Origin of the sequence: Pigmentiphaga sp. NML080357 (genome assembly GCF_002188465.1) — a bacterium.
Classification (GTDB): domain Bacteria; phylum Pseudomonadota; class Gammaproteobacteria; order Burkholderiales; family Burkholderiaceae_B; genus Pigmentiphaga.
Window position 1 is genome coordinate 22,614 of sequence record NZ_NINW01000031.1, and the last position, 25,168, is coordinate 47,781.

The following is a 25,168-nucleotide window of genomic DNA, read 5'->3' on the forward strand; positions in this document are numbered from 1 at the left end:
CCTCGGTGCAACGCTAAAGGGAATAGGTGAGCAAATGCGCCAGGCGTCAGTTGGGCCAGCGGTAGTAGCCATAGGCCCAGTCACGCTTCACTTTGTCGCCCCAGAAGACGACATCTCGGGTGAGTTGAATCGGGCAGACCAAGCCGTCAATCAAGGGCAGGACCCGTCGCAGCCCTGTAAACAAAGCTTCGTCGTTGTGTGCGTCGAGCAGACGACGAAAACGCAATTCGCTGACGGCGTTGCGATCGGAGCCAGGGGTTCGTTCGCTCATGGCCAAGGGCATGGCAAGACGGCCGGTGGACTGCTTCAAATGAGACATCAGCGCGCAAGCCATGGCCAGACGGTCCCCCTTCCACTCATCGAACGCTCCTGGCTCGAGTTCGTTCAGTTGTTGGCGCAAACGATGCACCGCCGGACACATAACGGCATCGAGCACGGAAGAAGCCCGACGCAACTGCGCTCGCCCCCCCTTGTCGTGTTCGTCCATGTACGCCAGCCAACGCCGAATGGATAGTCCGCCAGGGCTGTCGGGGGTCAGAGTCAAAGACATGGATCCTCCTGCTCTTGCTGTGTTCTAAGCTGCCTGCTTTTTCCTGGATACTTGTTCGACAGGCAGGTTCAGTGTTTTCTTCAACTTGTCGCCCATCATGGTGGCGCGCAGGAACTCGCGGGCCTTGGCGACACGACGGGGGTTACTGCGGTCTATTTCCCCTGCGCCGACAAATACGTTTTCGAATAGCGCCATGTTGGTACGCTGCAGTGTTTTCAACCATGATTGGCTCAAGACCTCCAACTCTGAATCGCTCGGCCTCACATGCATGACATCGATCAAGCGTTGCAACAGCTTGTAGAATTCCGCCTCGGTGTCAGTCCAGAATGCGGCATCCACGGCGCTGTAGTCCCCCCGGGCTTCACCTCCGAACCAGGCGGCCTTGACTGCATTGCGTAATGCGTATGCACTGTCTTTGGCTCCCGCCAGCCAGCTTTGCAATACGGACTGCAGACGCTTGACATTGGCGGGGCTGTAATCGTCGAGGTTGTACACAGGCAGTCGGGCCTCATACCAGCACCTGGCTTTCATGTTGTCCATGTCGTAGCCGAACGCCCACAGGCTGGGAACGGGGCCCGCATGCCGCGTCCTGCGACTGGTTCGGAAATGCGTCACCACGCGGGCTGGACGCTGGGCTGCTTTCTCGTCGGTTACGCCTACCAGCCAGGGCAACCAATGGCGATACCCAAATCCCCCCGGCTGTGGGTGTAGGGGCAGCCATTCTCCCTTGACCTGGTAATAGGGCGATAGCACGTGATCCCAGGGCCCCTTGTAATTGAGCCCATATGGCGCCGTTGCGTACTGGGATAGCAACCTGACGTGATGTCGATGGCAGATGTCGCAATCACCTTCGACAGTTTGATCGAAGTCCAATCGGATGCGCCGAGGCGTGGACCAATAGATATGCAAAGGATGAGTCTGAATGGGACTCGTTTGCCCCTGGTCAGGCTGAATAGCGTCGACAGCCGCCAACCACGGAAAGGTGAAATGTGGGGCCGTCTTCCTGACGTCGCCTCCATGCGCCTCCCGCTCCGGCGATTCGATAACGTTCAACCAAAGATCGTGCCACAGCGACTTGGCAGGTTGGCACGCCAACAATGTGGTCAGCGGTCCGCCACCTCGCAAACCCGTACGGTGTCCGGCTCCACCTGCCGGAGCATTGACCTGGAGCGTAAACAGAGCGGTTACCGCGCAGTGAGGACACAGACGCTCGATGCGGCCACGCTTGACGAAGTGGTCGCTGTTGTTCTTGATGGCGTTCTCTCCTGGAGAGTCGATCAACAGACCGGAGATGCTGAAGTCGGCTTTCGCCGTCAGCGCGGCATCTTGCATGAACCGCGCGCCATTGCCGTCGTAGGTGAAATAGTCAACGCTGCCCTTCCACCACGATTGCAGCGTGCTGGCGTCGGGCGGAGTGGTAAACCACCGTTCCCAGTCGCGCGCGTTGCTCAGCGGCGCATGAGTTGATAGCAGGCCAATGGCGAATTGGGCCAGGGCTCCATTGAAATCGGCCCGATTCGCGTCAAAGGCAAGCAGTTCCGGATCCGCCAAGTCTGCGGGGGAGATCCAGCGACGCGCCCCGGAATGATCGCGAACGGGCATCCATGCATCGGTAAGCAGTGACACTGGACGTCCCCCATTATTGAGAATGAATTAATCGTACCCCGTTTTTTATCTGTTAAGCACGTATTGATCCTAGTTAAAAACCCTAGCATGGAAGATGCGATACTTGCACCACTCCCCAGTGGGGATGAACCGCACGTGTTGATTGCGGAAACAAGGTTCCCCAAGACATTGGGGTCGCAAGTCCGAGGGAAGGGGCTCTGTCCCTTCCCTCACCCACCCGATTCAACCGGACGCTGCAGCAGCCCGAACCCTGCGTCATACATCCACTGCCGCAACTCCAACGCCCCATCCCCTCTTCTTCCCAGCGCCTTTCCCACCCACCCCTGACTGACTTCCGCCAAGGGCAGCAACACCGACCATTTCCCCTGATCCGGCAGCGTCAACTTGGCTTCCTCCCACGCTTGTAAACATCGCGGATCACTCGGAGGTACCGCTTCAGCAATCAATCGCTCGGGCACTCTTATCGTGCTATAGGCCCATGCATGCCGAAGCTGTTCATGCAGCGCCCAGGGCAACAGCCGTTCGCCGTTCCATCGACACAGCACCACGCTCGTACTGGCCTCACCCAGGCGAGTCGGGGTTTGTGCATCTGACCACCATTGCTCGCCCCGCCACACATACCCGACGTCCAGCTTGATGGTGTTTCTGTATGCGTGGGATGCTTCACTACTCTCTTCGCCTCTGACTGCATTGGACGCACGCTGCAGCCCTGCGGGTAGATCCACATCGTCCGCGAAGACCCCCTCGATGAGTCGCCGCGCATCGGCAGGCATGCATAGCTGCCCTTCCTGCATGAAGCGAGCCGTCAGCCACAGTTGCCCAGGATCGCGATAGACCTTAAAGGACTTTGGACAGGCATCCTTGAACCAGGTCGCATCGGGCTGCTCGGTCCAGGCGGGACCCAGCACCCATAGGCAGGGTGGATCCCGTCCATCCGAATCCGAGGCGCAGGCAAGGCGATTGCCCAGGGCATCTCGTCGGTGACGTTGCAAACGACCTGCCCGCTGAATAAGACGATCGATCGGGGCCAGGTCGCTGATCATCCAGTCCCAGTCTGCATCCAGGGATTGTTCTGCAACCTGCGTGGCAATAACCAGTCGCCCGCGGCGCTGCCCGGAGGTGCTACGCACGCCGAAGTGGTCCAGAATGCGAGCCTCCATATCCAGCCGATCGCGCAGCGTGAACCGGGCATGGAAAAGCATGAGCTGCTCTGCTTCCAACTTGTTGGCAAACAGCGCGTAGGCCGCCATGGCATCGGCGACCGTATTGCGTATCCAGCAAACGCAACGCCCGTCGGCCAGCGCCTTGCGTACTCCCGCAACGACTTCGTTGATATCCGACACGTAGCGTATCTGCACAGTTCGGCTGACGTCGGCCCTGGTATCAACGCGGCGGGCCTCCACCTGCGGCCGAGCGGCACTCCAACTGGTGATCAATGGATAGTCCGTCTGGGCAGGAAGATTCGGTGCGGGCCGGCGACAGCCTTGCGCGAACGCGGTCAGCAACGCGCGCTTCATGCGCTCCGGCATCGTAGCCGAAAGCAGGATTGCGCTACCACCTGCCGACGCGTGAGCTTGCAGCAGACACTCCAGAATGCCCTGCATATAGGCATCGCAAGCATGGACCTCGTCAACGATCAACACCTTGCGAAACAGCCCCAGCAATCGCAATGATTGATGCTTGCCCTGCAAAACCGCCATCAAGGCCTGGTCTATGGTGCCTACGCCGGCCGGCGCCAACAAGGCCCGTTTATTGTGATCGGCCAACCACGCGGTGCAACGGGCCGACGCCGTTTCGTCCTCCTGATCCCGGTCCATTTCCGCAGGCCCGGCGCGCAGGACGGAACTGGCAAACGATTCAACCAACTCGCGCTGACCGTTGGCCAGGACCAGACTGGCCAAGCCATCGAACAGACGGGCGTAGAAATGGCTCATGCGGCCATACATGGCATTGGCCGTGGCCATCGTAGGCAGGCCGATGAAGAAACCGTCCACAACGCCTGCACCCATCATCCGATGGGTCAGCATCATGGCTGCTTCGGTCTTGCCTGCTCCGGTGACGTCCTCCAATAGATGAATCTGTGGGCTGTCGGTTAAGGGGACGTCGCTTGCCCAAGCTTGCAACGGAGATGGCTCCGTCAGCTCTGGGAACAATTCCGCAAAAGTGACACGCCGGCGGGTGCCGACAGGTAAGACACCGATTGCCTCGCAGGCTGCGCTAGCCCGTTCTTTTGCCCATTCCCAGTAGACATTGCATAGCACCTCGTCGTCGCGGTAGGGGAAATATTCCTGGTTGGAACCGACCCAATCTGCAAGCACCGCCAGTCCGGCTATCCACCAAGACAGTTCACGACTGGCATCCTCGAACGCCTGGGCATCGGCGAAACAAGGAGCCTGCCAGTCCATGTCAGCAAGAAACAGCTCCCGCATATAGCCAACGAACTCGCGAATAGCGCGATGGTCATCCGGATCCACGAAGTGAGGCCAGGGATGCTCCTCATTTTCCGAGGGCGGTTGACCATGATGGCCAGTCACTGCGCGTACCCAATGATCGATGGCAGGCAGCAGAGACCGGCTATCAGGCCCGAACCAACCTTCGTCAACTGCCTGGTCTTCCAGCACGGCAGTCCAGTAGACTAACCCCAAAGTATCGTGCCGGATCGAATAGCCATGACGGCTTTCGCGCTGTTGAAGCGTCAGCAGGATGTCGTTGCGCTGCCCTTGAAAGGCAGTGGAGAACTTGCCCAAGTCGTGTAGCGCAAGCCAGAAAGCCAGCCATCGCTCAAGCTGGCCGGCGACCATACCCAGGCGGTCGCAAAGCATGCGACGAAGCGAAGAAGCACGCCCAAGATATGCGACGCCGCAGGCCGCCACATCCAGGCAGTGGTAGGGCAGGAGGTGCCAACCAATCAGGCCGTCTTTCAACGGCCTCGCTTTTCCCCAATATCTCGACGATAAGCCAGCCATAGCTCGCAGATCCGTTGATGGCTTTTCGTCAACATAACATTTTGACAACTATGGATACAAATCGGGTTATCCCGCTGACAACAATGATGGCGAAACGCCTGATCAAGAAGAGACACGGAGCTATTCGGCCGCATGGCCCGGATTTGATCTGTACCAGGCAACCCAATGCAACTGAAGTGATTGAGCGCGTGCAGAGTGAGAAACCTAGCGTAGCGAGCTAGCGTTCGGAGCAGGAGAACTTTGTGCTGCCGCTTGAACTACCGGCGCAAACGGACCTGGCTCCCGTATTCTGAATCATTGTTCGCCAGCTTCGTCGCGCAGGTTTCCTAGCTGCAGCAGTAGTGTGGGCAAGGCCAGCTTCACGGTGTCCCACACAATGCCGAGATCGATATCGAAGTAGCCATGCGCCATGCGATTACGCATCGCACGCATATTGCGCCAAGGTACGTCGGGATGGGCTGCGGCAAAGCTGGCATGGTTGTCTATGATTTTCGTAACAGCCTCTCCGATGATGATGAGGCTCATTACAACCGCCTGCTGCGTTCGCCGGTCCGTCAGAAACTCGTCTTTGGACATGCCCTCGGTGAAGACGCACGCATTGACGGCGGCTTGGTGCATGTGATCGAGATAATCAGTAAGGCGATTCATACGGGTTGGGCTTCCGCAAGAACCTTGGCCCGAAACTTCATGGGCAAATCGCCCGGCGTGAGCAAGTCGACATGCACCCCCAGCAGCGTTTCCAATTCGTCCTGGAGGCCGCCGAGGTCGAACAATGTAGCGCCGGGCAGAGCATCGACCAAGATGTCGAGATCGCTGCCGTCCTGATCAGTACCGTGTAGAACCGAACCAAAGACGCGTGGATTCGCTGTCTTGAAACGAGCTGCCGCTTCGCGTACCGCGCTTCGTTTCAATGCAAGAATTTCGGATGGTCGCATGGTCGTCCTCCAGAGATCATTGCGAGGGCAGTTATATTGTAGTATCCGACAAGACGGAAGCCGGCCTCCGAAGGTTACGCCGCTCACTTCGTTTGGTCGCAGATGCTGGCGGCACTTTTGGTGTTGCGAAGCCGCTCAGTTGCATGTTTGATTACACCACGCTTTCGACAGACCGAGCGATTCATCCCCGGTTACGCGGGGAACACTGGATCCCATGGTGCTGAGGGGAACGAAAGGTCGGTTCATCCCCGCTTACGCGGGGAACACAATTGAAGAAGGCGTGCCACTGCCTGAACGCTACGGTTCATCCCCGCTTACGCGGGGAACACCTGCGCATTCCGGCATCCGCTTTCGCTTGCTGCGGTTCATCCCCGCTTACGCGGGGAACACATCTACCGCGATAAGGCGCGTGGTCGCCTCGTCGGTTCATCCCCGCTTACGCGGGGAACACTGGGTGAACGCCGCGGAGGAACTCGCCGTCAGCGGTTCATCCCCGCTTACGCGGGGAACACCTAACTGGCACCGTGACGGCGTTGTCCTGAAGCGGTTCATCCCCGCTTACGCGGGGAACACTGCTAGCGCGTCCTGCTCGCCTATTCGGATCGCGGTTCATCCCCGCTTACGCGGGGAACACGACAACATCGTCCAGCGGTTCAGGAGCCGATACGGTTCATCCCCGCTTACGCGGGGAACACACCGGCAGGCCAGTCATATCGGCTGCGCATCCCGGTTCATCCCCGCTTACGCGGGGAACACGATGGCGTAACAAGCGGCCGTTCGCTGGCCGCCTGGTTCATCCCCGCTTACGCGGGGAACACGCCTGCCGTCAAATCGGCATGCTCAAAAGTCACGGTTCATCCCCGCTTACGCGGGGAACACCAGTGCGGTCGCGATGGTGGAAAAGAAAGAGGCGGTTCATCCCCGCTTACGCGGGGAACACGCGTCGAAGGACTCTTTGAATTCGAGTTCCCGCGGTTCATCCCCGCTTACGCGGGGAACACGGGACTGTTCGATTGACGCGTGTTGACGTCTTCGGTTCATCCCCGCTTACGCGGGGAACACGCGCGTAGCGCCGTCCATCCATACGTTTTCGGCGGTTCATCCCCGCTTACGCGGGGAACACGTTGCTCAGTTTCGCTGACATCGTTGTGAGGGCGGTTCATCCCCGCTTACGCGGGGAACACGGAATCGCGGTATTTCTCGCAATTGCGCATGGCGGTTCATCCCCGCTTACGCGGGGAACACTCACTCATGGCGCTGCACATTGCGCTTGCATGGCGGTTCATCCCCGCTTACGCGGGGAACACGCTGGCGCCAATCCACGAGCAAGCCGTATAGGCGGTTCATCCCCGCTTACGCGGGGAACACCTAGCTATGCATGCGATGGGGCACGGCGTCGGCGGTTCATCCCCGCTTACGCGGGGAACACATGTCCATCTCGTTGCGTTGGTCAGGGTGAATCGGTTCATCCCCGCTTACGCGGGGAACACGACAAGGAGTTCCGCGACTTCCTGCTGTCCGCCGGTTCATCCCCGCTTACGCGGGGAACACCTATCATTTCCCGATTAGGCGAAGCCTACGCCCGGTTCATCCCCGCTTACGCGGGGAACACCCGTTCCCGCGTTGACGTGCGCGGGCATGTCCCGGTTCATCCCCGCTTACGCGGGGAACACCCAAGCGCCGGGATCATTCCGCCACGAAACGACGGTTCATCCCCGCTTACGCGGGGAACACGCGCGCTGATCATCGATGGCGAGGAACGGCCGCGGTTCATCCCCGCTTACGCGGGGAACACATCTCCGGCTGCTGCATCAGCTTGTTGACGATCGGTTCATCCCCGCTTACGCGGGGAACACGGCGCGATCAATGATGACCTGACCGGCGGCCTCGGTTCATCCCCGCTTACGCGGGGAACACACCGAGAAGCCCTCGAGGGAGTTCGCCGGCCGCGGTTCATCCCCGCTTACGCGGGGAACACCCGAACGCTATTGCTATCGACCTGGAGGTCCCCGGTTCATCCCCGCTTACGCGGGGAACACCTCCATCACGCGAGCGGCACGATCGAGCGCGGCGGTTCATCCCCGCTTACGCGGGGAACACTCGCTCAGGCGCTTAATGTCCTCGGTCAGCGACGGTTCATCCCCGCTTACGCGGGGAACACGCAACAACGCGGATCGCCTTTCTCGCCTGCTACGGTTCATCCCCGCTTACGCGGGGAACACGTCCGTTTCAACAGCCAGTGGGAGCGCGACAACGGTTCATCCCCGCTTACGCGGGGAACACGGACGTTTCGGTCGTGTCGGTCATGCTGCCTCCGGTTCATCCCCGCTTACGCGGGGAACACTATCGGACGCCGGCCGCAAACCTCCAAGCCATCGGTTCATCCCCGCTTACGCGGGGAACACTGGAACCGCGAGCAGCAGGCCATCGACCAGGACGGTTCATCCCCGCTTACGCGGGGAACACCGCGCCTGCCCGATGACGTACGGGTCTACATCCGGTTCATCCCCGCTTACGCGGGGAACACTGAAGTCTGGTTTGTACCGACCGGAACAAGCACGGTTCATCCCCGCTTACGCGGGGAACACGCGCATACGTTCATGCGCAATGTCCGCGTCATCGGTTCATCCCCGCTTACGCGGGGAACACACCTTGTCGATCCTGGAACTCGCCTCCGAGGCCGGTTCATCCCCGCTTACGCGGGGAACACGAAAGTCTGGCGGCCTTCCCGCATCGTCACCACGGTTCATCCCCGCTTACGCGGGGAACACGGGATCGTCTGCGAAGCCATCTCGTGCAGCGGCGGTTCATCCCCGCTTACGCGGGGAACACACCAAATATAAGTAATTGTTTTAAAAAGAGAAAATCGGTCTCTTGGAATCTACCAACTTTTTAAAGAACCAAGCCCGCCTGAAAAGGCAAACAGATCGTCCCTCAAGCCATCATAGCCAATCAGCTCTCAGCCGCAACAAATGCGAGCTCTGGACGTTCCGCATGGAATGAGGATCCAGGCTCCATCCCGCGAGCACAACCCCCTCACATCCTTAACTCAAAGTGGCTTTTCCCTCGGGTCAGCATATGACCCATCTAAACAGGTCGCTAAAAAGCGGTTACGAGAACAAGTTGACCGAACCGACGGCATTGACATCAGCGTGTTTTTTTCACGTAGCGGGACCGTCCCGATCATGCAGCCGGCGGTTGATGATACCCATCAAGCCCTTGTGGGTGCCGCCGTAGACCAGCGTCAGGCCGCGGGCGGCGATCTGCGCGCCCAGCCGCCGCGCGGCTTGCGCGTACTCGTCGGAAAAGCCGAAATTCGAGCCGCAGAAAACCGCGACCTTGCCTAGTGCAACTGCTGTGGTGCTCATTCAAGATTCCCAATCGCCGGCCGCGTCACGCCATGGCCATGTCGTTCTTGCGTTGCGCCCACCCGGTCAGCCTGACTTCGATCAGGGCGGAGACCGCATACAGCGCGACACCCAGCACCGCCAGGATGAACAGGCCGGCGAACACCAGTGGCACGTCGAAATTGCCGCTTGCGATCATCATCACGTTGCCGATGCCCTTGTTGGCGGCAACGGTCTCGGACAGCACGGTGCCGACGAACGAAAGTGTAATGGCAATCTTCAGCGATGCGAACAGATAGGGCAGCGCGCGCGGCAGGCCTACGTTCCAGAGCACGTCGCGCTTGCTGGCGCCCAGCACCTTCAGGACGTCCTCCAGTTCGGGCTCGGTATTGGCGAGGCCCGTGGCCACGTTGACCACCACCGGGAAGATGCTGATGACGAGCGAGGTCAGGATCGCCGGCATCGTTCCGGCGCCGAACCAGACGACGAAGATCGGCACCACGGCCACCTTGGGAATGCTGGAGAAGCCGACCAGCAGCGGATAGGCCACGTCGTAGGCCAGGCGCGAGGAGCCGATGATCACGCCCAGCACGATGCCCACCAGCACGCCGAGCACGAACCCGGTCACGGTCGTGTAGAGCGTCTGCACGGTATGCGGCCAGAGCAGCGGCATCTTCTCCACCAGCACGGCGGCGATCTGGCTGGGGCGCGGCAGGACCAGGTCGGACACGCCCGTTGCCAGGCAGATCGCCTCCCACAGCAGGAAGAAGCCGGCCAATGCCAGGACGGACAGGATGTAGCGCTTCGTCTTGGGCGAAAGCAGCGGCTTTTTCTCGTCGCTCATGCGACTCTCCTTTCGAGCGGTTCGATCTTGGCGGGAGCGGTATCGCTTTCCGTGCGTGCATGGGCGATGCGCATGCGCAGTTCCTGGACCAGGGTGGCGAATTCCGGCGCGTAGCTGTCCTCCAGCGTACGCGGGCGCGGGAAGCCGACCTCCCGGTCCTCCAGGATGCGGCCGGGGCGCGAGCTCATCACGCAGATGCGATTGGCCAGGTAGGCGGATTCACGCAGGTCGTGCGTCACCAGCAGCACCGTCGGCCGCTTGGCGATCCACAGTTCCTGCATGATGGCCCACAGTTCTTCCCGGGTGAACTGGTCCAGCGCACCGAACGGCTCGTCCAGCAGCAGCAGTTGCGGGTCATGCACCAGCGCGCGGCACAGCGACGCCCGCTGCAGCATGCCCCCGGACAATTGCCATGGGCGCTTGTCGCCGAAGCCTTTCAGGCCCACCTGTTCCAGCAGTGCCTCGGCCCGCTCGGCGAACTCGCCCCGCTTCTTCCGGGCGTAGTCGGCGCGGAACGGCTGAACGATCTTGAGCGGAATCATGACGTTCTCGCGGATGGTCAGCCAGGGCAGCATGGTGGGGTTCTGGAACGCCAGGCCGATGCGCACGCGCGGCGTATGCGGATCGGCCGGTCCGCCGCCCTTGGCGCCGGCCTCGCGCCCGCCGACGATGACGCCGCCGGAACTGGGATTGAGCAGCCCCGCCACCAGTTTCAGGATGGTGGATTTGCCGCAGCCGCTGGGGCCGACCAGCGCGACGAAATCGCCCTGGTCGATGTCCAGGTCGGTGTGGTCCAGCGCCAGCGTGCCGCCGCCGTAGCGCAGCGTCACGTCCGCCAGTTCGATGAAGGATCGAGTCATGAAATCATTCCCTGAGGAGAGGCGGCGCTTCGATGCGCAAGATGGCGGCCACGGGCCCGCCGCCGGGTGGACCTTGATGCTCGGCACCGCCGGACACGTACAGGGCGGTATGGCCTGCTACCGAAGCGAGCACGCCGCCGACCGCCGCGCGCGCATGGCGGGTGGCATTGATGTCGGAGTCGTTCAGCATGGTGTGGCGCTGCCCGCGCACGCCGCCGTCGGGACTGGCCTCGGCCTTGGCAAGCAGGTTCACCAGCCGCTGGCCGAGCGCCTCGGCATCGCGGTCGGGATCCAGGCCGAAAGACTCGCGCAGCATGGCGCGCACGCTCGCGGCGTCCACGGCGTCCCGCATCAGCGTGTGCGCCATGCGGTAGGGCGACAGGCTGCCCTGGGCCTCGCCCAGAACGATCACCACGTTGCCCTCGAGTTCGATGCCGGCCGATACCGACGCGCGGGCCGACCACAGCGACCAGTCGTTCAGCACCGAGGCGTCGCCGACGCGTTCGCGCGCGACCTCGCCGGTCGCCACCGCCACGCCCAGCGCCGAGGCGCCGCGCGAGTAGCCCATGGACTCGTACGTGTCGCGCGTGACCGGGTCTGCCGAGCGCGACAACGCATCGTTCACCTTGGCCGACGTCAATAGCGGGCACTTGACCTGCACGAAATGCACGTCGGCCGCCGACGCGATGCCGGCGTCGGCCATGGCGGCCTTCACGGCCTCGGCCGTGGCGTCGATCTGCGCCGCGCGACCGATTTCCTCGGGCGCGAAATCGCGCGTGTGCGCGACGCCGACCACCAGTCGCTTGTCCGCCGGCGGCGCGTCCGCAGCCTCGGCGAAACGGCGCGTGAATACGGTGAAATGCGGCGACAAAACGCCTTCGGTCCCGCCCGACATGACAAGCGCCACGCGCGACTCGGCCTCGGCCGGCGAGCAGCCCAGGTAGGGAGCCAGGAAATGGCACCAGCTCACCGCCGCATACTCGCGCGTGTGGTCGTTGACACAGCCATTGCCTTCGGTCTTGCCCATGACCGCCACGATCTGGCGCGGATCCAGCTCGCCCGCATCCACCAGCGCCCGGACCCCGGACAGGTCGCCCGGCCCGCGGCAGGATACGCGGTGCACGCCCACGACCTGCGCCCGGCGGCCCGCGGTTTCTGCTCTCCCGGTCATGCGGCCTCCCGGCGGGGTGCAGCCGTGGGCGGAACACCCGCCGGCGTCTCCAGGATGTTCGACGTGTAGCTCTCGACGTTGCGGGGCTTGGAAGCCGGCATGCGCTGCACGCCCTTGACTGACTGCCCCCACCCGGCGGCCTCCTCGACCAGCCGGCCGTCGCGCATGACGAAGCGGCCACGCACCAGGGTATGCAGCGGATACCCCTTCACGACGCGGCCGTTCCATGGCGAGATCTTGCTGACGCTGTGCAGCTTGCCTTCCGACAGGACCCCTTCGCGCTCCAGGTCCACGATGGCGATGTCCGCATGCGCGCCGGCGGCGATCACGCCTTTCGTGCCATACAGGCCCCAGGCCTTGGCCGGGTTGACCGAGCTCCAGCGCACATAGTCCATAAGGCTTGCCCGCCCGCGGTTGATCTCGGTCAGCATCAGCGGCATCTGCGTTTCCACCCCGGGAAAGCCGCAGTCGCATTGCCAGATATTGGGCCGGCTTTTCTCTTCCGGCGTGTGCGGGGCGTGGTCGGTGGCGATCATGTCGATCACGCCCTCCACCAGGGCATCCCATAGCGGCTGGTTGTGATGGGCTTCCCGTATCGGCGGGTTCAGGCGCAGGATGCCGCCCAGGCGAGTCATGTCGCCGATGTTCAGCAGCAGGTATTGCGGGCAGGTCTCGACCGTGACGTCCACGCCGCGCCGCTTGGCGTCGCGCAGCAGGAACAGCGAATCGCGCGAACTGTGGTGGGCGATGTGCACCCGGGCCCCGGTCCATTCGGCCAGCGTCAGGACCCGGCCGATGGCCTCGATCTCGCACACGGCCGGGCGCGAGGCAAGATGGGCCATGGCGTCTATCCGTCCCGCCTCTTCCATGCGCTGCTGGCGGCGCGCCATGATGGACGAGTTCTCGGCATGCACGACCGTGCGTATGCCCAGGGGCGCCAGCTTCTCGAACCCCTCCAACAGCGCGCCGTCGGTGGGCGCGGGCAAATTGCCGAAGGTGTTGCCGACGAAGGCCTTGAAGCTGGTCACGCCAGCGTCCAGCAATTCTTCCAGCCTGTCTATGGTGTCGTCGCCCAGGAGGCCATGGATGCCGTAGTCCACATAGGACGATTCCGCCGCCTTCTGCTTGATTCGCAGCGCCTCGACCGTGCCGGTGGCGGGATTCGTATTGGGCATCTCGAACACGGTGGTGACACCGCCGCAGGCTGCTGCGGCCGACCCGCTCTTCCACGTTTCCTTGTTGGGATACCCTGGATCGCGAAAATGCACGTGGCTGTCGATCGCGCCCGGCAAGAGGTACAGGCCGTCGGCCTGCAGCGTCTCGCGCGCGGAAGGCATCATGTCGTCATGGCCGACGGCGACGATCCGGCCGCCGTCGATGGCGACCGACGCCTCGATGATCTGGTCGGGCGACACGATCCTGCCACCCCGGATGAGGAGATCCACCTGGCTCATGCATCTTCTCCTTACAGTGCGGCCCAGCCGCCGTCGACCGGCAGATCGACGCCGGTGATCTGGCGCGACGCGTCGCTGGCAAGGAAGAGGCAGGCCATGGCCACGTCCTCGTCAGTCGAAACGCGGCGCAATGCATAGTCGGCGGCATGGCGCGCCATGGCTTCTTCCAGCGGGATGCCCAGCTTCCTGGCCATGTCGGCGCAGACCTTCTCGCGAAAGCGCGGGCCGTCCACCATGCCGGGCGCAACGCAGTTGACGTTGATGTTGTGCGGGCCGGCCTCCAGCGCGAAGCTCTTGGTAATGCCGCGCAGGCCCCATTTCGAGGCGGAATACGCCATGCGGCCGGCGCGCCCGCGCATGCCGAAAGTGCCGCCGACGTTGACGATCTTGCCGTAGCGCCGGGCGATCATGCCTGGCAGCACGGCATGCATGGTGTTGAAGCAGCCCTTCATGTTGAGGCCGACGATCTCGTCGAACTCCTCGGCGGTGGTCTCCCAGCCCGTCTTGCCGATCGGGCCCGAGCCGCCGGCCACGTTGACCAGGATGTCGACCCGGCCGAAAGCCGCTTCGGCTTCCCGCCCCAGGGCCTCGGTCTGGCCGGCGTCGGTCAGGTCGCACCGGATAACCTTGGCGCGCACGCCCAGCGCGCGCGCCTCGGCCGCGACCGGCTCGATGGCGGCGACATCCCGCCCGGCCAGTACCAGCGAGCATCCTTCCCGGGCAAAGGCGAGCGTGATCGCCCTGCCCATGCCCTTGGCGGGACCGGTGATGACCGCCACTTTGTCTTTCAGCTGCAATTCCATGTCATGTCTCTCGATCAATACGGGTACGGCTTCATGTCTCCCGCGCCGGCTGGCGGGAGGCGGTTCAGAAGTGCGTGGGGCGTTCGGCGCGCGCCGGCAGGAAGCCGCGGTCGAATACCGCGGACGTGGCGGGGGTGCTGCTCAGCTGGTTGGCCTGCACCACGAGGTCGATGGCGCGCTTCAAGCGAGCGTCGTCCACGTCGCCAAGCCCGATCCTGGCGATCTCGGGGTGGCTCATGTCGCGTTTCATGGTGGCCAGCAACTTCTCCTTCTCCAGCTCGGCCTTGAGCAGCGGTTCGCGCTTGAGCACCGCGGCGATGCCGGCATCGGGATCGGCCACGACGTCCTTGATCGCCTTGTTGAGCGCGCGCAGGAAGCCCTTGACCGCCTCGGGGTTCTCCTTGGCGAATTTGCGCGAGAACATGATGGTGTTGGAGTACAGGTCCAGGCCATAGTCGGCGTACTTGATGAAGCGCAGGTCCTTCTCGGGATCCATGCCGCTCAGCTTGGCGGCGAACCACACGGTATTCACGTAGCCGAACACGCCGTCGACCTGGTCGCGCAGCAACATTTGCTCGCGCAGGTTGGGCGCCATGTTGTTGATCTTGACCTTGGCCAGGTCGAATCCCGCCGTCTTCGCCAGCGTCGGGAACAGCTTGAGCGCGCCGTCGCCGGCCGGCCCGCCGAGGGTGCGGCCCTCGAAATCCTTGGGCGTCTTGATGGGGCTGTCTTTTTTCACGACCACGGTGAAGGGCGCGACGTTGTACAGCATGTAGACGGCCACCGGCGCGTCGTCGGGGCGGCGTGCGGCAAAGTCGATCAGCGCGTTCATGTCGCCGAACGCCGCCGTGTACGTGCCGGCGGCGACCTTGGGCACGCCGGCGGCCGATCCCTCGCCCTGGTCGATCTGGACATCCAATCCTTCGGCCTTGAAATAGCCGCGCTCCTGGGCCAGGAAGAACCAGGCCTGCGCCCCCTCGTACTTCCAGTTCAAGGTGAGCTTGATCCGGCTCTGGGCAGCGGCCACGGCGGGAAGCACCGACAGGCACAGCCCCAGTGCGGCGGCGCCGGCCGCGGAAAGGGCAAGCCGTTTGAAACGATCGATCATGGAGCGACTCCTAGAGAACGGGGGTGGAGGAACGCCCCGGCGATGGCGGGGCGATGGCCGCCAGGGCGCCGGTCAGGTCGCGCGCGCTGGCGACGAAACCGTGCAATTGCCTGACGAGGAAATGAATGGCCTGGGTCACGTAATCCGGCGACGGCGACCCGCAGGCATCGGCCAGGAGGATGTTGTCGTAGCCGAGAAAGCCCGCGTCCTGCAGCGTGGAGAACACGCAGCGGTCGGTATTGACGCCCGCGTAGAACAGTGTCGTGATGCCCTGCTGGCGCAGCAGGCTGTCCAGTTCGTTGTCCCAGAACCCGCTCAGGCGATGCTTGTAGACGGTAGTGTCGCCCTGGGCCACAGGCAGCTCGTCGACGACGCGCGCGCCCCACTCGCCAGCCACGACGCTGGGACCGCGATCGTCGGGCGAGCGCTCGGCATAGCCCACGCCGTCGGCGCTGCGCTTGCCCTTGAAAAGGATGGTGGGGCTCAGATTCAGGCGATCGGCGCGCACTCCCCAGTTGAGCCAGACTACCCGTCCGCCCGCGGCGCGCCACGCGGGCAACAGCGCGGCGATGGCGGGGATGGGCGCGCGCATGGGCGAGACGTCCACGCCCTTCTGGCCGAACCAGCCGCTCGCATGGCAAAAGTCATTCTGCATGTCGATCACGATCAGGGCGGAACGGGCGAGATCGAATTCCAGCGCCTGCCCGTCGGCCGGCAGTCGCAGCGGCCGCGGCGGCCGGGGAGAACGGACGAGGCTCAGGCAGTCGCCTCGTTGCGTCCATGCGTTGTCCGGCGAGGGGCCGAACGGGGTGATCGGAATGGATGGTGCGTTCATGGTCTCGGCAAAGCGTGGTCCGGTGAATCCCGGAACGTGATTTGCTCTATGCAATGACCGTACCCGTCCACCCGTTTCAGCGATTCAGTTCAATGCCATTTGAAGGACTACCCGTTGCCGCGGCGGCAACGATGCGAAATAGGCCCGCACCACGCTTGGCTGGCGCCCTGTCCGCACAAGCCCTGGGCTCGTTCCGGCGCCAGAGCCGGGATGGCCCGCGCGCCTCGATCGCTCGCCGGCCCATGCACCAAAGCGAGGCGGCATGCCCGTCATCGGGCGGTCCGGGCCACGAGACGGTGCACCCATCACTCCCCTGCTTCCAGGTCCTATCCTCATGAATCATCTGCGCTTTCTCCGCTACGTCGACGAAGTCGCACGCATCGGCTCCATCCGCCAGGCCGCCGAGCGGCTCCATGTCGCGCCATCGGCCGTCAACCGTCGCATCCAGGACCTGGAGGAAGAACTGGGCACGCCCATCTTCGAGCGCCTGCCGCGCGGCATGCGGCTGACCGCCGCCGGCGAGCTCTTCGTACGCTACATACGCAGCCGCAGTGCCGAACTCGACGGCGTCCGGTCACAGATCGAGGAGCTGAAAGGGAAGCGCCGAGGAACGGTCCGCATCGTCGCCAGCCAGGCGCTGGGGCCGGCCTACCTGCCCGGTGCGGTGGCTTCTTTCCGCACCGCCCATCCCCTGGTCGCGTTCGAGGTGACCATCGGCGATCACCTGCAGGCACTCGAGGCGCTGCGGGCGTTCGACGTGGACCTGGCGCTGGTGTTCAACCTTGCGCCGGAGGCCGACATCGAGGCCATCAGGCAGTTCGACCAGCCGCTGGTGGCCCTGATGCACCGCAGCCACCCGCTGGCCCGGCGTCCGCACGTCTACTTGCGCGACTGTGCCGACTATCCGGTGGTGCTGCCCGATCGCGACATAGGCGGCCGCCAGCTGCTGGAACGCTTCATGATGCGCAGCTCGGTCAAGCTGCGGCCGATGGTGGAAAGCAACTCGTTCGAGTTCCTGCGCGGCTGTCTCTACTACCAGCACGCCATTTCTTTCCAGATCGCCATAGGCGCGGTCACCGAGGGAGGGGAGCTGGTCGCGCGGCAACTGGAGGATCGGCATTTCCCCAAGGGCAAGCTGGTGCTGGCGAGTTTGCGGCACCGCCAGTTGCCGGTCATCGCGCACGCCTTCGTCGAGCACGTCCAGCAGACGCTGGCGACGGCCGGCGACTGATGCCGGCCGCCACCAGCGTCAAGCCATTCGACGCCCCGCCACCTGCACGCCGCGCTTGAACACGGCAAGCCGGGCGGCCTGCCGCAATATCGCGTCAGGCGCGGAATGCGCGTCCAGCAACACCAGGTCGGCGTGGCAGCCAGGCTCCATGCCATAGTCCTGCAATCGCAGCATGCGCGCCGCATTGCCGGTCATGGTCGACCAGATCCGTTCCAGCCCGGCGTTGTGCAGTTGGTGCGTGATCTGGGCGAGCAGCAGCATGGCCTTGAGCGGGTCGGCATCGCCATAGCGCACGAACGGATCTCGCATGTTGTCGGTGCCGCAGGCCACGTTGATCCCGGCCTCCATCAGCTCGAGCACGCGCGTGAGCCGCATGCGGGTGGGCAGCACGCAGACGTTCACGCCGGCGCGCCCGAGCGCATCGATCGCGTCGGCCGCCTCGGCCTCGCCCACGCAGGCCAGCGACGCGATGTGCGACACCGCGACCCGGCCCTGCCATCCCTGCGCCAGCGTCTTGTGCGCCACATAGGGCAGCGTGAAGGACTCCGGCGTGTCCCAGTTGTCGAGGTGATAATCGATGTCGCAGTCGTAGCGGGCCGCCAGCGCGAAACTCTCGTCCACCTGGCGCTCGGGGTCCGATGGCCACAGTGCCCGGTTGACGTTGCCGCCGACGATGCGCACGCCAGCCTCGAGGGCTTGCTCGATGTACGGCGCCGCGCCGTCCTCCACGGACCCCGCGGTCTCGAACCAGCCTTCCTGGGGAAAGGCGATGACCTGCAGGTCCACCTTTCCCGCCAGCACCCGCGCCGCCGCGCGCACGCCCGCCACGGCCCTCAGGCCGACGTGGCGGTCAGCCTCGCAGTTGGTGCGCGCCACGGTCGTGCCGTGCATCAAGCCCATTTGCAGTGACGCCGTCGCGCGGGCGGCGACGTCCTCTTCGGTAAAGGCGGACTTGAGGCGGCGCACCGCCCGTATCGCCGCGTCCAGGTCGGACGCGGCCACGGCGTCGTGCACGCGATCGCTGGTCAGCGCCTTGTCCACATGGACGTGGGGATCGACAAAGGCCGGCGAGAGCAGCCGCCCGCCCGCGTCCCAGACGTCGGCATACCTGCCGCCGTCTCCCTCCGGCGCCACCTCGGCGATGCGCCCGCCCGCCACGATCACGCGCCACCGCCCCTCGCGCCCCGGAAGGGCGGCATTGCGGATGCCCCAGGCATCCCGTCCTCCCGGCCCGGTCGTCATAGCGGCAGCTTGGCCGTGCGTTCGGCCTTGGACGGCAGGAAGCCCCGGTTGAACACCTCGTTGGGGGCGGGCTTGTGGGGCAATCCGTAGCTGTCGGCGATCTGGTCGATGGCGCGCGCCATCCGTTCGTCGCGCACGTCCCCCAATCCGATCTCGGCCACCTCGGACGTCAGGATCGAATGCTTGAGCACGTACAGCATGCGGCGCTTCTCGATGCTCTTGTCGATCAGCGGTTCGTTGCGCGCCAGGTTGTCGATGCAGGCATCCGCGGCGGCGATGCATTCCTTCATCGCCCGGTTGACCGCCTTCACCAGGCCGCCCACCGCGCGCGGCTGCTCGGCCAGCAGCTTGGCGGACACCAGCACGCCGTTGCTGTACAGGTCCAGGCCGTTGTCGTTGTAGAAGATCCAGCGGATGTCCTTGTCCGGGTCTACGTGCTGGGCGACCAGGTTCATGTAGCTGGTGGCGGCGAACACGGCCGAGGCATCTACCTGCCCGCGCAGCAGCATCTGCTCCTGCAGGTTTGGCGCCATGTTGGTCCAGTTCACCTTCTTCTCGTCGATGCCGTTGCGCCGGGCGAGCGCGGCGAAGACCTTCAGGGCCGCCGCCCCCGCGGGCGATCCCAGCGTCTTGCCCTCGACGTCCTTGAGCGTCCTGATCGGCCCGTCCGCCTTGGCGATCAGCGCGAACGGCGCCTGGTTGTAGATCATGTACACCATGACCGGCGCCTCGCCCGGCTTGGTTGCCGCATTCTGGATGATGGCATTCACGTCGCCCACGCCCGCCTGGTAGCCGCCGGACATGACCCGCGTCACCGCCGCCGCCGACCCGTCGCCCTGGTCGATGGCCACGTCCAGCTTTTCATCCTTGAAGTAGCCCTTGTCCTTGGCCCAGTAGAACCAGGCGTGTACGCCCTGGATCTTCCAGTCCAGCGTGAATCTGATCTTGGTGGGAGCCTGGGCGGCGGCAGGCAGGGCGCACGCCAGGGCAAGCAAACCGGCGCCCAGGGTAGTCCAGCGGGAAATAGGCATGTCGGATCGTTCCTTCGATAGGGTGGCGACCCGAAAGGCAATCCCCCTCGCAGCTTCGAGCGGCAGGACGCCCGCTCATGGTGCACGCGGGGTCCTGTTCCGGGCCATACCCGGCTCATGCATGCCTTGTGCCAGGCGGCGAGCGCGCGCCTTGCTTTTTTACGGCCCATCCGTTGCCGTATGGGCAACGGATGGGCGGGCTGGAGTGCTCAGTGTCCGGATTTGCGCTTGCGGCCCGGTTCCAGCAGCCGCGGATCGAGCGCGTTCAGGTGTTCGTAGATGTCGAGCATGGCCGACTTCAGCCGCGCCACTTCGCTCTTGCCGAAACTGTGGATGGCCACTTCCTCGAACTCGACAGCCAGCGGAATCAGTTCTTCCGCCAACCGTCTTCCTTCCGCGGTGAGGTTTATCGCCACGGCGCGCGCATTGTCCTCCAGCCGGTTCCGGACCACCAGGCCGCGCTCCTCCATGGTGCCGATCAGCCGCGACAGCGACGACACCTCCAGCGTGGTCGCCTTGCCCAGTTCGTTCAGTCTCTGGTCGCCCCTTTCCCATAGCGACACCAGCACGCGATACATCGGCAGCGTGAGGTCATAAGGCTTGAGCCGCTTGCTGAACAACTCGCCTATGCGCACGCCCACGCGGTTGAGCAAGTAGGGAAAGGAATCGGTCAATCGATACATGGTCAAGGCTGCGCTCAGGAACCGGGGCAGAGAAAACCCCTATCTGATTTGGACTTTACAACAGTTGTATTTTCAATTGTTGTATGTGAAACTGTTCAAACAGTACGAAGAACATGGAGGAAGACACATGGCCGCCACGCCTTCCGGCAACGTGCAAGCCGCGTTTCGCCAGGCCATGCGCAGCATCGCCGCCACCGTCTCCATCATCACCGCTGGCGACCGCGAGCGCGGCCACGGCATGACCGCCACCGCGGTCACCTCTGTATCGCTCGATCCCGCGGCGCTGCTGGTCTGCATCAATAACCACACGCTGCTGCATCACATCATGTCCTCGACCGAGCGGTTCTGCGTCAACGTATTGGCGCAAGAACACCAGGACCTTTCCGCCGCCTTCAGCGGCGCGGTCGCGCCCGGCGAACGGTTTTCCCTGGGCGACTGGGCCGAAACCGAAGAAGGCATCAAGCACCTGGCCTCGGCGCAGGCCCGCATTTTCTGCGTCAAGAAGCTCGCCGTTCCGTTCGGCACGCACACCGTCTTCATCGGCGAGGTCCACGACGTGCAGCTGTCAGACCGCAGTGCCCCGCTGCTTTACCAGAACGCGACTTATTGCCGCTCGATCCCCATGGCGTCGGGCTAGCGCATTTCCACTCCCTTGCACCGCGTGCCGGAAGGCCGGCCATTCATGCACACAACTCGGAGACCATCATGAGCAGTTTCGCGGAACACGCCATTCTGTCGCCGCCCGGCGGCACGGACGCGCCCTCCCCGCCCCTCGTCGCCGCATTGCGCGAGCTGGCTCCCGGCTTGCGCGCCGCTGCGCGAGAAGTGGAGGCCGCGCGCCGCATACCCGCTGCTCACATGGAACTGGTGCGCGCCACCGGCTTCTTCGACCTGGTCAAGCCAGCTGCATACGGCGGCGCGGAGCAGAGCTTCGCAGCGCTGGTCGAGGCCAATCTGCTCCTTGCACAGCACTGCGCATCGACCGCCTGGGTGTGCGGCCTGCTGGCCGCGCATCAATGGCTGCTGGCGGGCTTTCCGGCCGAAGCGCAGCACGACGTCTGGGGCGCCGACCCCGATGCGCTGCTATGCGGATCGTATGCGCCGGCAAGCCGGGCGCAGCCGGCGCCAGGCGGCCTGCGGCTGAGCGGAAGCTGGAGTTTTGCCAGTGGCTGCGAGAACGCCCGGTGGGCGCTCTGCGCCGCCATGGTGCCGTGCGCCGACGATCCGTCTCGCCTGGAGCCCGCCTTCCTGCTGGTACCCGCGACGGACTATCGCATCGTCGACACATGGAACGTGGTCGGGCTGGCGGGCACAGGCAGCAAGACACTGGTGCTCGACGATGTGTACGTGCCTGCCCATCGTCTGCTGACCTTCGCCCAGACCACGTCGGGCAACACTCCAGGCGCCGCGCATTACCGGCAAGTCCCCGGCTACCGCATTCCCATGCTGACCGTCATTCCCTCGTGCCTGGCCTCGGTCGCGGTAGGTGCCGCGCAGGGGGCACTCGACGAGTACGTAGCGGTCACCAGCGGCCGCGTCACCCGCGGCGCGGTGGCCGGCGCGCATCAGAAGATGGCCGAGTTCGCCACGGTCCAGTTGCGCGTGGCGGAAGCGGCCGCCAGCGCGGACGCGGCACGGGAGATCCTTCTGCGCGACCTGCGCTGGGTCACCGCCAGGGTCGGCGGCGGCCATGCCGTGACCGAGGAAGACCGCATCGTTTGCCGGCGCGGCCAGTCGTTCGCGGTATCGCTGGCGCTGCGGGCGATCGAGGCCCTCAACGCGTCCACCGGCGGCGCGGGCCTGCAGATGGACAACCCGGTGCAGCGGGCCTGGCGCGACATCAACGCGGTCGGCCGCCACATCAGCATGAACTGGGATGCGGTGGGCACGATGTACGGGCAGATGGCGCTGGGGTTGACGCCGCGTGGGCAATATTGACCCCCCCTACGCCTTTCGGGCGCCCCCCAGGGGGCGATGCGGGTGGACCGGCGTAGCCGGATCCACCGCATCCTGGATCTAGTACCGCTTTCTTGGAATGTGGCGCCGGTGCTTCGCTGGCTGCCAGCGGTAGCAGTGGCGTGACACCTCAAGAAGCTCGTACTAGATCCCGGGCACCGCGTTCTGCGTGAATTGGGATCTTGCATTTTCTGACTGCATGTACAGGAGAGAGGGATGAAAGGAAAAATCGCGCTGGAAGAGCATTTCGCCACGGAAGAGACCCTGATGGATTCGGCGGGCTTCGTGCCGGAGAAGGACTGGCCGGAGCTGAAGTCGCGGCTGCTCGATATCCAGGACAGGCGGCTGCGCCTGATGGACGAGCATGGCATCGAGGTCATGATCCTGTCGCTGAACGCGCCGGCGGTGCAGGCCATCGGGGACCACCGCAAGGCGCATGAGACGGCCCGCAGGGCCAACGACTTCCTGGCGGAGGAAGTGGCCAAGCGGCCGGACCGGTTCCGCGGCTTTGCCGCGCTGGCCATGCAGGAACCGGAACTCGCGGCGGCCGAACTGGAGCGCTGCGTGAAGGACCTGGGTTTCGTCGGCGCGCTGGTCAACGGATTCTCCGAAGACGTGCGGCATTCCAAGCCGCTGTACTACGACATGCCGCAGTACCGGCCGTTCTGGGCAACCGTCCAGACGCTCGACGTCCCGTTCTACCTGCATCCGCGCAATCCGCTGCCACTCGACGCCGGGATCTACGACGGACACGGCTGGCTGCTCGGACCGACGTGGGCATTCGGGCAGGAAACGGCGGTGCATGCCCTGCGGCTGATGGGCTCGGGCCTATTCGACCAGTTTCCGGCGCTGCGCATCATCCTGGGCCACATGGGAGAAGGCCTGCCCTACAGCATGTGGCGCATCGACCACCGCAACGCCTGGCTCAAGGCCAAGCCGAAGTATCCGGCCAAGAGGAAGATCGTCGACTACTTCAACGAGAACTTCTACCTGACCACCTCGGGCAACTTCCGCACGCAGGCGCTGATCGATGCCATCCTCGAGATCGGCGCCGACCGCATTCTGTTCTCCACCGACTGGCCGTTCGAGAACATCGACCATGCGGCCGAATGGTTCGACTCAACCAGCATCAGCGAAGCCGACCGGCTCAAAATAGGCAGCGCCAATGCGGCGCGGCTGTTCAAGCTGGACCGGTAATCGCCCCCCCCCCCCCGGCCGGACATCGTATCCGGCCGGCGATCCCATCCCATAGATGGCCCGAGCCATCAGGAGGAAGACAATGAAGACGATCAATCGATGGTGGATCGTGGTCGGATCCGTGTTCGGCCTGTTGGTCGGCAATGGTCCCATCATGCAATTCACCTTCGGCGTGTTTCTGCTGCCGGTCACCAGCGAGTTCGGCTGGTCGCGTTCCACCACATCGCTGGCCCTGGTGATCGGGCTATGCGTGACCGCGCTATGCGTGCCGCTGGCCGGAAGGCTCGCCGACCGCCACGGCGTGCGCGCCGTCACCCTGCCGGCCATCACGCTGTTCGCGCTCTCGATGGTCGCGCTGGCCTTCCTGGCCGATACGCCGGCGAAGTTCATGATCATCTATGCGCTGATGGGCATCGCCGCGGCGGGCCAGACGCCCCTGCCCTACGCCAAGGCCATTGCCACCTGGTTCGACGACAAGCGCGGGCTGGCGCTGGGCGTGGCCATGTCCGGCGTCGGCCTGGGAGCGGCGCTGGTTCCCCAGTTCGCCCAGGCGCTAGTCGCGCACGTGGGCTGGCGCGGCGCATACGTCGGGCTGGCGGCGCTCACCTTCGTTGTCGGGTTTACCGCAGTCGGCCTGGCGGTGCGCGAACCGCCCCATCGCGCCGCGGCCGACGGCCTGCCGGCGTTGCCCGGGCTGACCGGGCGACAGGCGCTGCGCAGCCCCCTGTTCTGGAAACTGGCCATCGCCTTTGCGGGCGTCGCCCTCGCCACGAACGGCGTCATCGCCCACGTGGTTCCGTTGCTGGTCGACCGCGGCATTGCCGCCACGCTCGCCACCTCGGCGCTGGGCTTCGCCGGCCTTGCGCTCATCGGAGGCAGGCTGCTGGCTGGCTTCCTGCTCGACCGCATCTTCGCGCCCTACGTGGCGGCCTTCTTCTTCCTGGTCCCGGTAGCCGGCATCGCCCTGCTGCTCGCCAACCCGTCGCCCGCCTATGCGGCCGTCGCGGTCGTGCTGATAGGGCTGGGCCTGGGCGCGGAAGTGGACCTGATCGCCTTCCTGCTGTCGCGCTACCTGGGCTTGAAGAGCTTCGGCGAGATCTATGGCTATTTGTTCGCCGCCTTCATGGCGGGGTCCGGCGGAGGCCCCTATGTCATGGGGCTCGTGTTCGACGCGACAGGAAGCTATTCGTCGGCATTGACCGGATTGAGCCTGGTCCTGCTGGCTTCCGCGATGCTGGTGCTGCGGCTCGGCGCCTACGCCTACCCTCGCCAGAATGGCGGCGGCAATCGGTCGGAGGTGTTGCAGGCGGCGCATTGACGAGCACGGCG

General features: G+C 64.3%; 21 protein-coding genes and 1 CRISPR repeat array. Of the genes, 5 read left to right on the forward strand and 16 right to left on the reverse strand.

What is annotated here, in order from left to right; genetic code table 11:
* Positions 1-46: 46 nt before the first annotated feature.
* The 13 genes from casB to CDO44_RS13660 all read right to left on the reverse strand — a co-directional run bounded on the left by casB (position 47) and on the right by CDO44_RS13660 (position 16,499).
* Entirely contained in the window at positions 47-550 is a 504-nt protein-coding gene (gene casB / locus CDO44_RS13600) for a type I-E CRISPR-associated protein Cse2/CasB (RefSeq protein ID WP_087780753.1), read from the reverse strand.
* Positions 551-574: 24 nt separating this feature from the next.
* Complete coding sequence (casA, locus tag CDO44_RS13605) at positions 575-2,176, reverse strand: type I-E CRISPR-associated protein Cse1/CasA (RefSeq protein ID WP_144389521.1); 1,602 nt, start codon at positions 2,174-2,176, stop codon at positions 575-577.
* A gap of 209 nt (positions 2,177-2,385) precedes the next feature.
* Positions 2,386-5,142, reverse strand: coding sequence for a CRISPR-associated helicase/endonuclease Cas3 (locus tag CDO44_RS13610; RefSeq protein ID WP_087780755.1), 2,757 nt, complete (start codon positions 5,140-5,142; stop codon positions 2,386-2,388).
* Positions 5,143-5,436: 294 nt separating this feature from the next.
* Positions 5,437-5,790: a DUF86 domain-containing protein gene (locus CDO44_RS13615; protein ID WP_087780756.1), complete on the reverse strand. Its 354-nt coding sequence runs from the start codon at positions 5,788-5,790 to the stop codon at positions 5,437-5,439.
* Positions 5,787-6,077, reverse strand: coding sequence for a nucleotidyltransferase family protein (locus CDO44_RS13620; RefSeq protein ID WP_087780757.1), 291 nt, complete (start codon positions 6,075-6,077; stop codon positions 5,787-5,789). The genes CDO44_RS13615 and CDO44_RS13620 overlap by 4 nt, the downstream gene beginning before the upstream one ends.
* A 177-nt stretch (positions 6,078-6,254) precedes the next feature.
* A CRISPR array of direct repeats spans positions 6,255-8,909; the repeat unit is 29 nt; unit sequence CGGTTCATCCCCGCTTACGCGGGGAACAC.
* 329 nt (positions 8,910-9,238) lie between these two features.
* Positions 9,239-9,445, reverse strand: coding sequence for a hypothetical protein (locus tag CDO44_RS13625; RefSeq protein ID WP_087780758.1), 207 nt, complete (start codon positions 9,443-9,445; stop codon positions 9,239-9,241).
* Between the two features lie 25 nt (positions 9,446-9,470).
* On the reverse strand, positions 9,471-10,268 hold the full coding sequence (locus tag CDO44_RS13630) for an ABC transporter permease (protein WP_087780759.1): 798 nt from the start codon (positions 10,266-10,268) through the stop codon (positions 9,471-9,473).
* Positions 10,265-11,128: an ABC transporter ATP-binding protein gene (locus CDO44_RS13635; protein WP_087780760.1), complete on the reverse strand. Its 864-nt coding sequence runs from the start codon at positions 11,126-11,128 to the stop codon at positions 10,265-10,267. Before CDO44_RS13635 ends, CDO44_RS13630 begins: the two co-directional genes overlap by 4 nt.
* Positions 11,129-11,132: 4 nt before the next feature.
* Positions 11,133-12,299 (reverse strand): ring-opening amidohydrolase, encoded by a 1,167-nt coding sequence (locus CDO44_RS13640; RefSeq protein WP_087780761.1) that lies wholly within the window; start codon positions 12,297-12,299, stop codon positions 11,133-11,135.
* On the reverse strand, positions 12,296-13,753 hold the full coding sequence (gene allB, locus CDO44_RS13645; protein WP_087780762.1) for an allantoinase AllB: 1,458 nt from the start codon (positions 13,751-13,753) through the stop codon (positions 12,296-12,298). The genes CDO44_RS13640 and allB overlap by 4 nt, the downstream gene beginning before the upstream one ends.
* A gap of 11 nt (positions 13,754-13,764) precedes the next feature.
* Positions 13,765-14,556 carry an SDR family NAD(P)-dependent oxidoreductase gene (locus tag CDO44_RS13650; RefSeq protein ID WP_087780763.1) on the reverse strand — a complete coding sequence of 264 codons (792 nt, stop codon included), beginning with the start codon at positions 14,554-14,556 and terminating at the stop codon, positions 13,765-13,767.
* 64 nt (positions 14,557-14,620) lie between these two features.
* Positions 14,621-15,664: an ABC transporter substrate-binding protein gene (locus tag CDO44_RS13655; RefSeq protein WP_087780764.1), complete on the reverse strand. Its 1,044-nt coding sequence runs from the start codon at positions 15,662-15,664 to the stop codon at positions 14,621-14,623.
* 10 nt (positions 15,665-15,674) lie between these two features.
* The gene (locus CDO44_RS13660; protein WP_087780765.1) at positions 15,675-16,499 is read right to left on the reverse strand and encodes a cysteine hydrolase family protein; all 825 of its coding nucleotides are present in this window, start codon (positions 16,497-16,499) and stop codon (positions 15,675-15,677) included.
* Between the two features lie 334 nt (positions 16,500-16,833).
* Here CDO44_RS13660 and CDO44_RS13665 point away from each other — a divergent pair, with 334 nt between their 5' ends.
* A complete protein-coding gene (locus CDO44_RS13665; RefSeq protein ID WP_087780766.1) occupies positions 16,834-17,730 on the forward strand; it encodes a LysR family transcriptional regulator in 897 nt (298 codons plus the stop codon).
* 18 nt (positions 17,731-17,748) lie between these two features.
* On the opposite strand, the gene CDO44_RS13670 is transcribed toward CDO44_RS13665, so the two are convergent.
* The 3 genes from CDO44_RS13670 to CDO44_RS13680 all read right to left on the reverse strand — a co-directional run bounded on the left by CDO44_RS13670 (position 17,749) and on the right by CDO44_RS13680 (position 20,686).
* The gene (locus tag CDO44_RS13670; protein WP_087780767.1) at positions 17,749-18,972 is read right to left on the reverse strand and encodes an amidohydrolase family protein; all 1,224 of its coding nucleotides are present in this window, start codon (positions 18,970-18,972) and stop codon (positions 17,749-17,751) included.
* Entirely contained in the window at positions 18,969-20,003 is a 1,035-nt protein-coding gene (locus CDO44_RS13675; RefSeq protein ID WP_087780768.1) for an ABC transporter substrate-binding protein, read from the reverse strand. The genes CDO44_RS13670 and CDO44_RS13675 overlap by 4 nt, the downstream gene beginning before the upstream one ends.
* Before the next feature lie 209 nt (positions 20,004-20,212).
* On the reverse strand, positions 20,213-20,686 hold the full coding sequence (locus tag CDO44_RS13680) for a MarR family winged helix-turn-helix transcriptional regulator (RefSeq protein WP_087780783.1): 474 nt from the start codon (positions 20,684-20,686) through the stop codon (positions 20,213-20,215).
* Here CDO44_RS13680 and CDO44_RS13685 point away from each other — a divergent pair.
* The 4 genes from CDO44_RS13685 (at position 20,685) to CDO44_RS13700 (ending at position 25,157) form a co-directional block, all read left to right on the forward strand.
* A complete protein-coding gene (locus CDO44_RS13685; protein ID WP_233146176.1) occupies positions 20,685-21,323 on the forward strand; it encodes a flavin reductase family protein in 639 nt (212 codons plus the stop codon). The genes CDO44_RS13680 and CDO44_RS13685 overlap by 2 nt on opposite strands.
* A gap of 68 nt (positions 21,324-21,391) precedes the next feature.
* Positions 21,392-22,624 carry a monooxygenase gene (locus tag CDO44_RS13690; RefSeq protein ID WP_087780769.1) on the forward strand — a complete coding sequence of 411 codons (1,233 nt, stop codon included), beginning with the start codon at positions 21,392-21,394 and terminating at the stop codon, positions 22,622-22,624.
* 234 nt (positions 22,625-22,858) lie between these two features.
* Positions 22,859-23,839 carry a gamma-resorcylate decarboxylase gene (gene tsdA, locus CDO44_RS13695; protein WP_087780770.1) on the forward strand — a complete coding sequence of 327 codons (981 nt, stop codon included), beginning with the start codon at positions 22,859-22,861 and terminating at the stop codon, positions 23,837-23,839.
* 82 nt (positions 23,840-23,921) lie between these two features.
* On the forward strand, positions 23,922-25,157 hold the full coding sequence (locus CDO44_RS13700; protein WP_087780771.1) for an MFS transporter: 1,236 nt from the start codon (positions 23,922-23,924) through the stop codon (positions 25,155-25,157).
* The last annotated feature ends 11 nt before the right edge of the window (positions 25,158-25,168 follow it).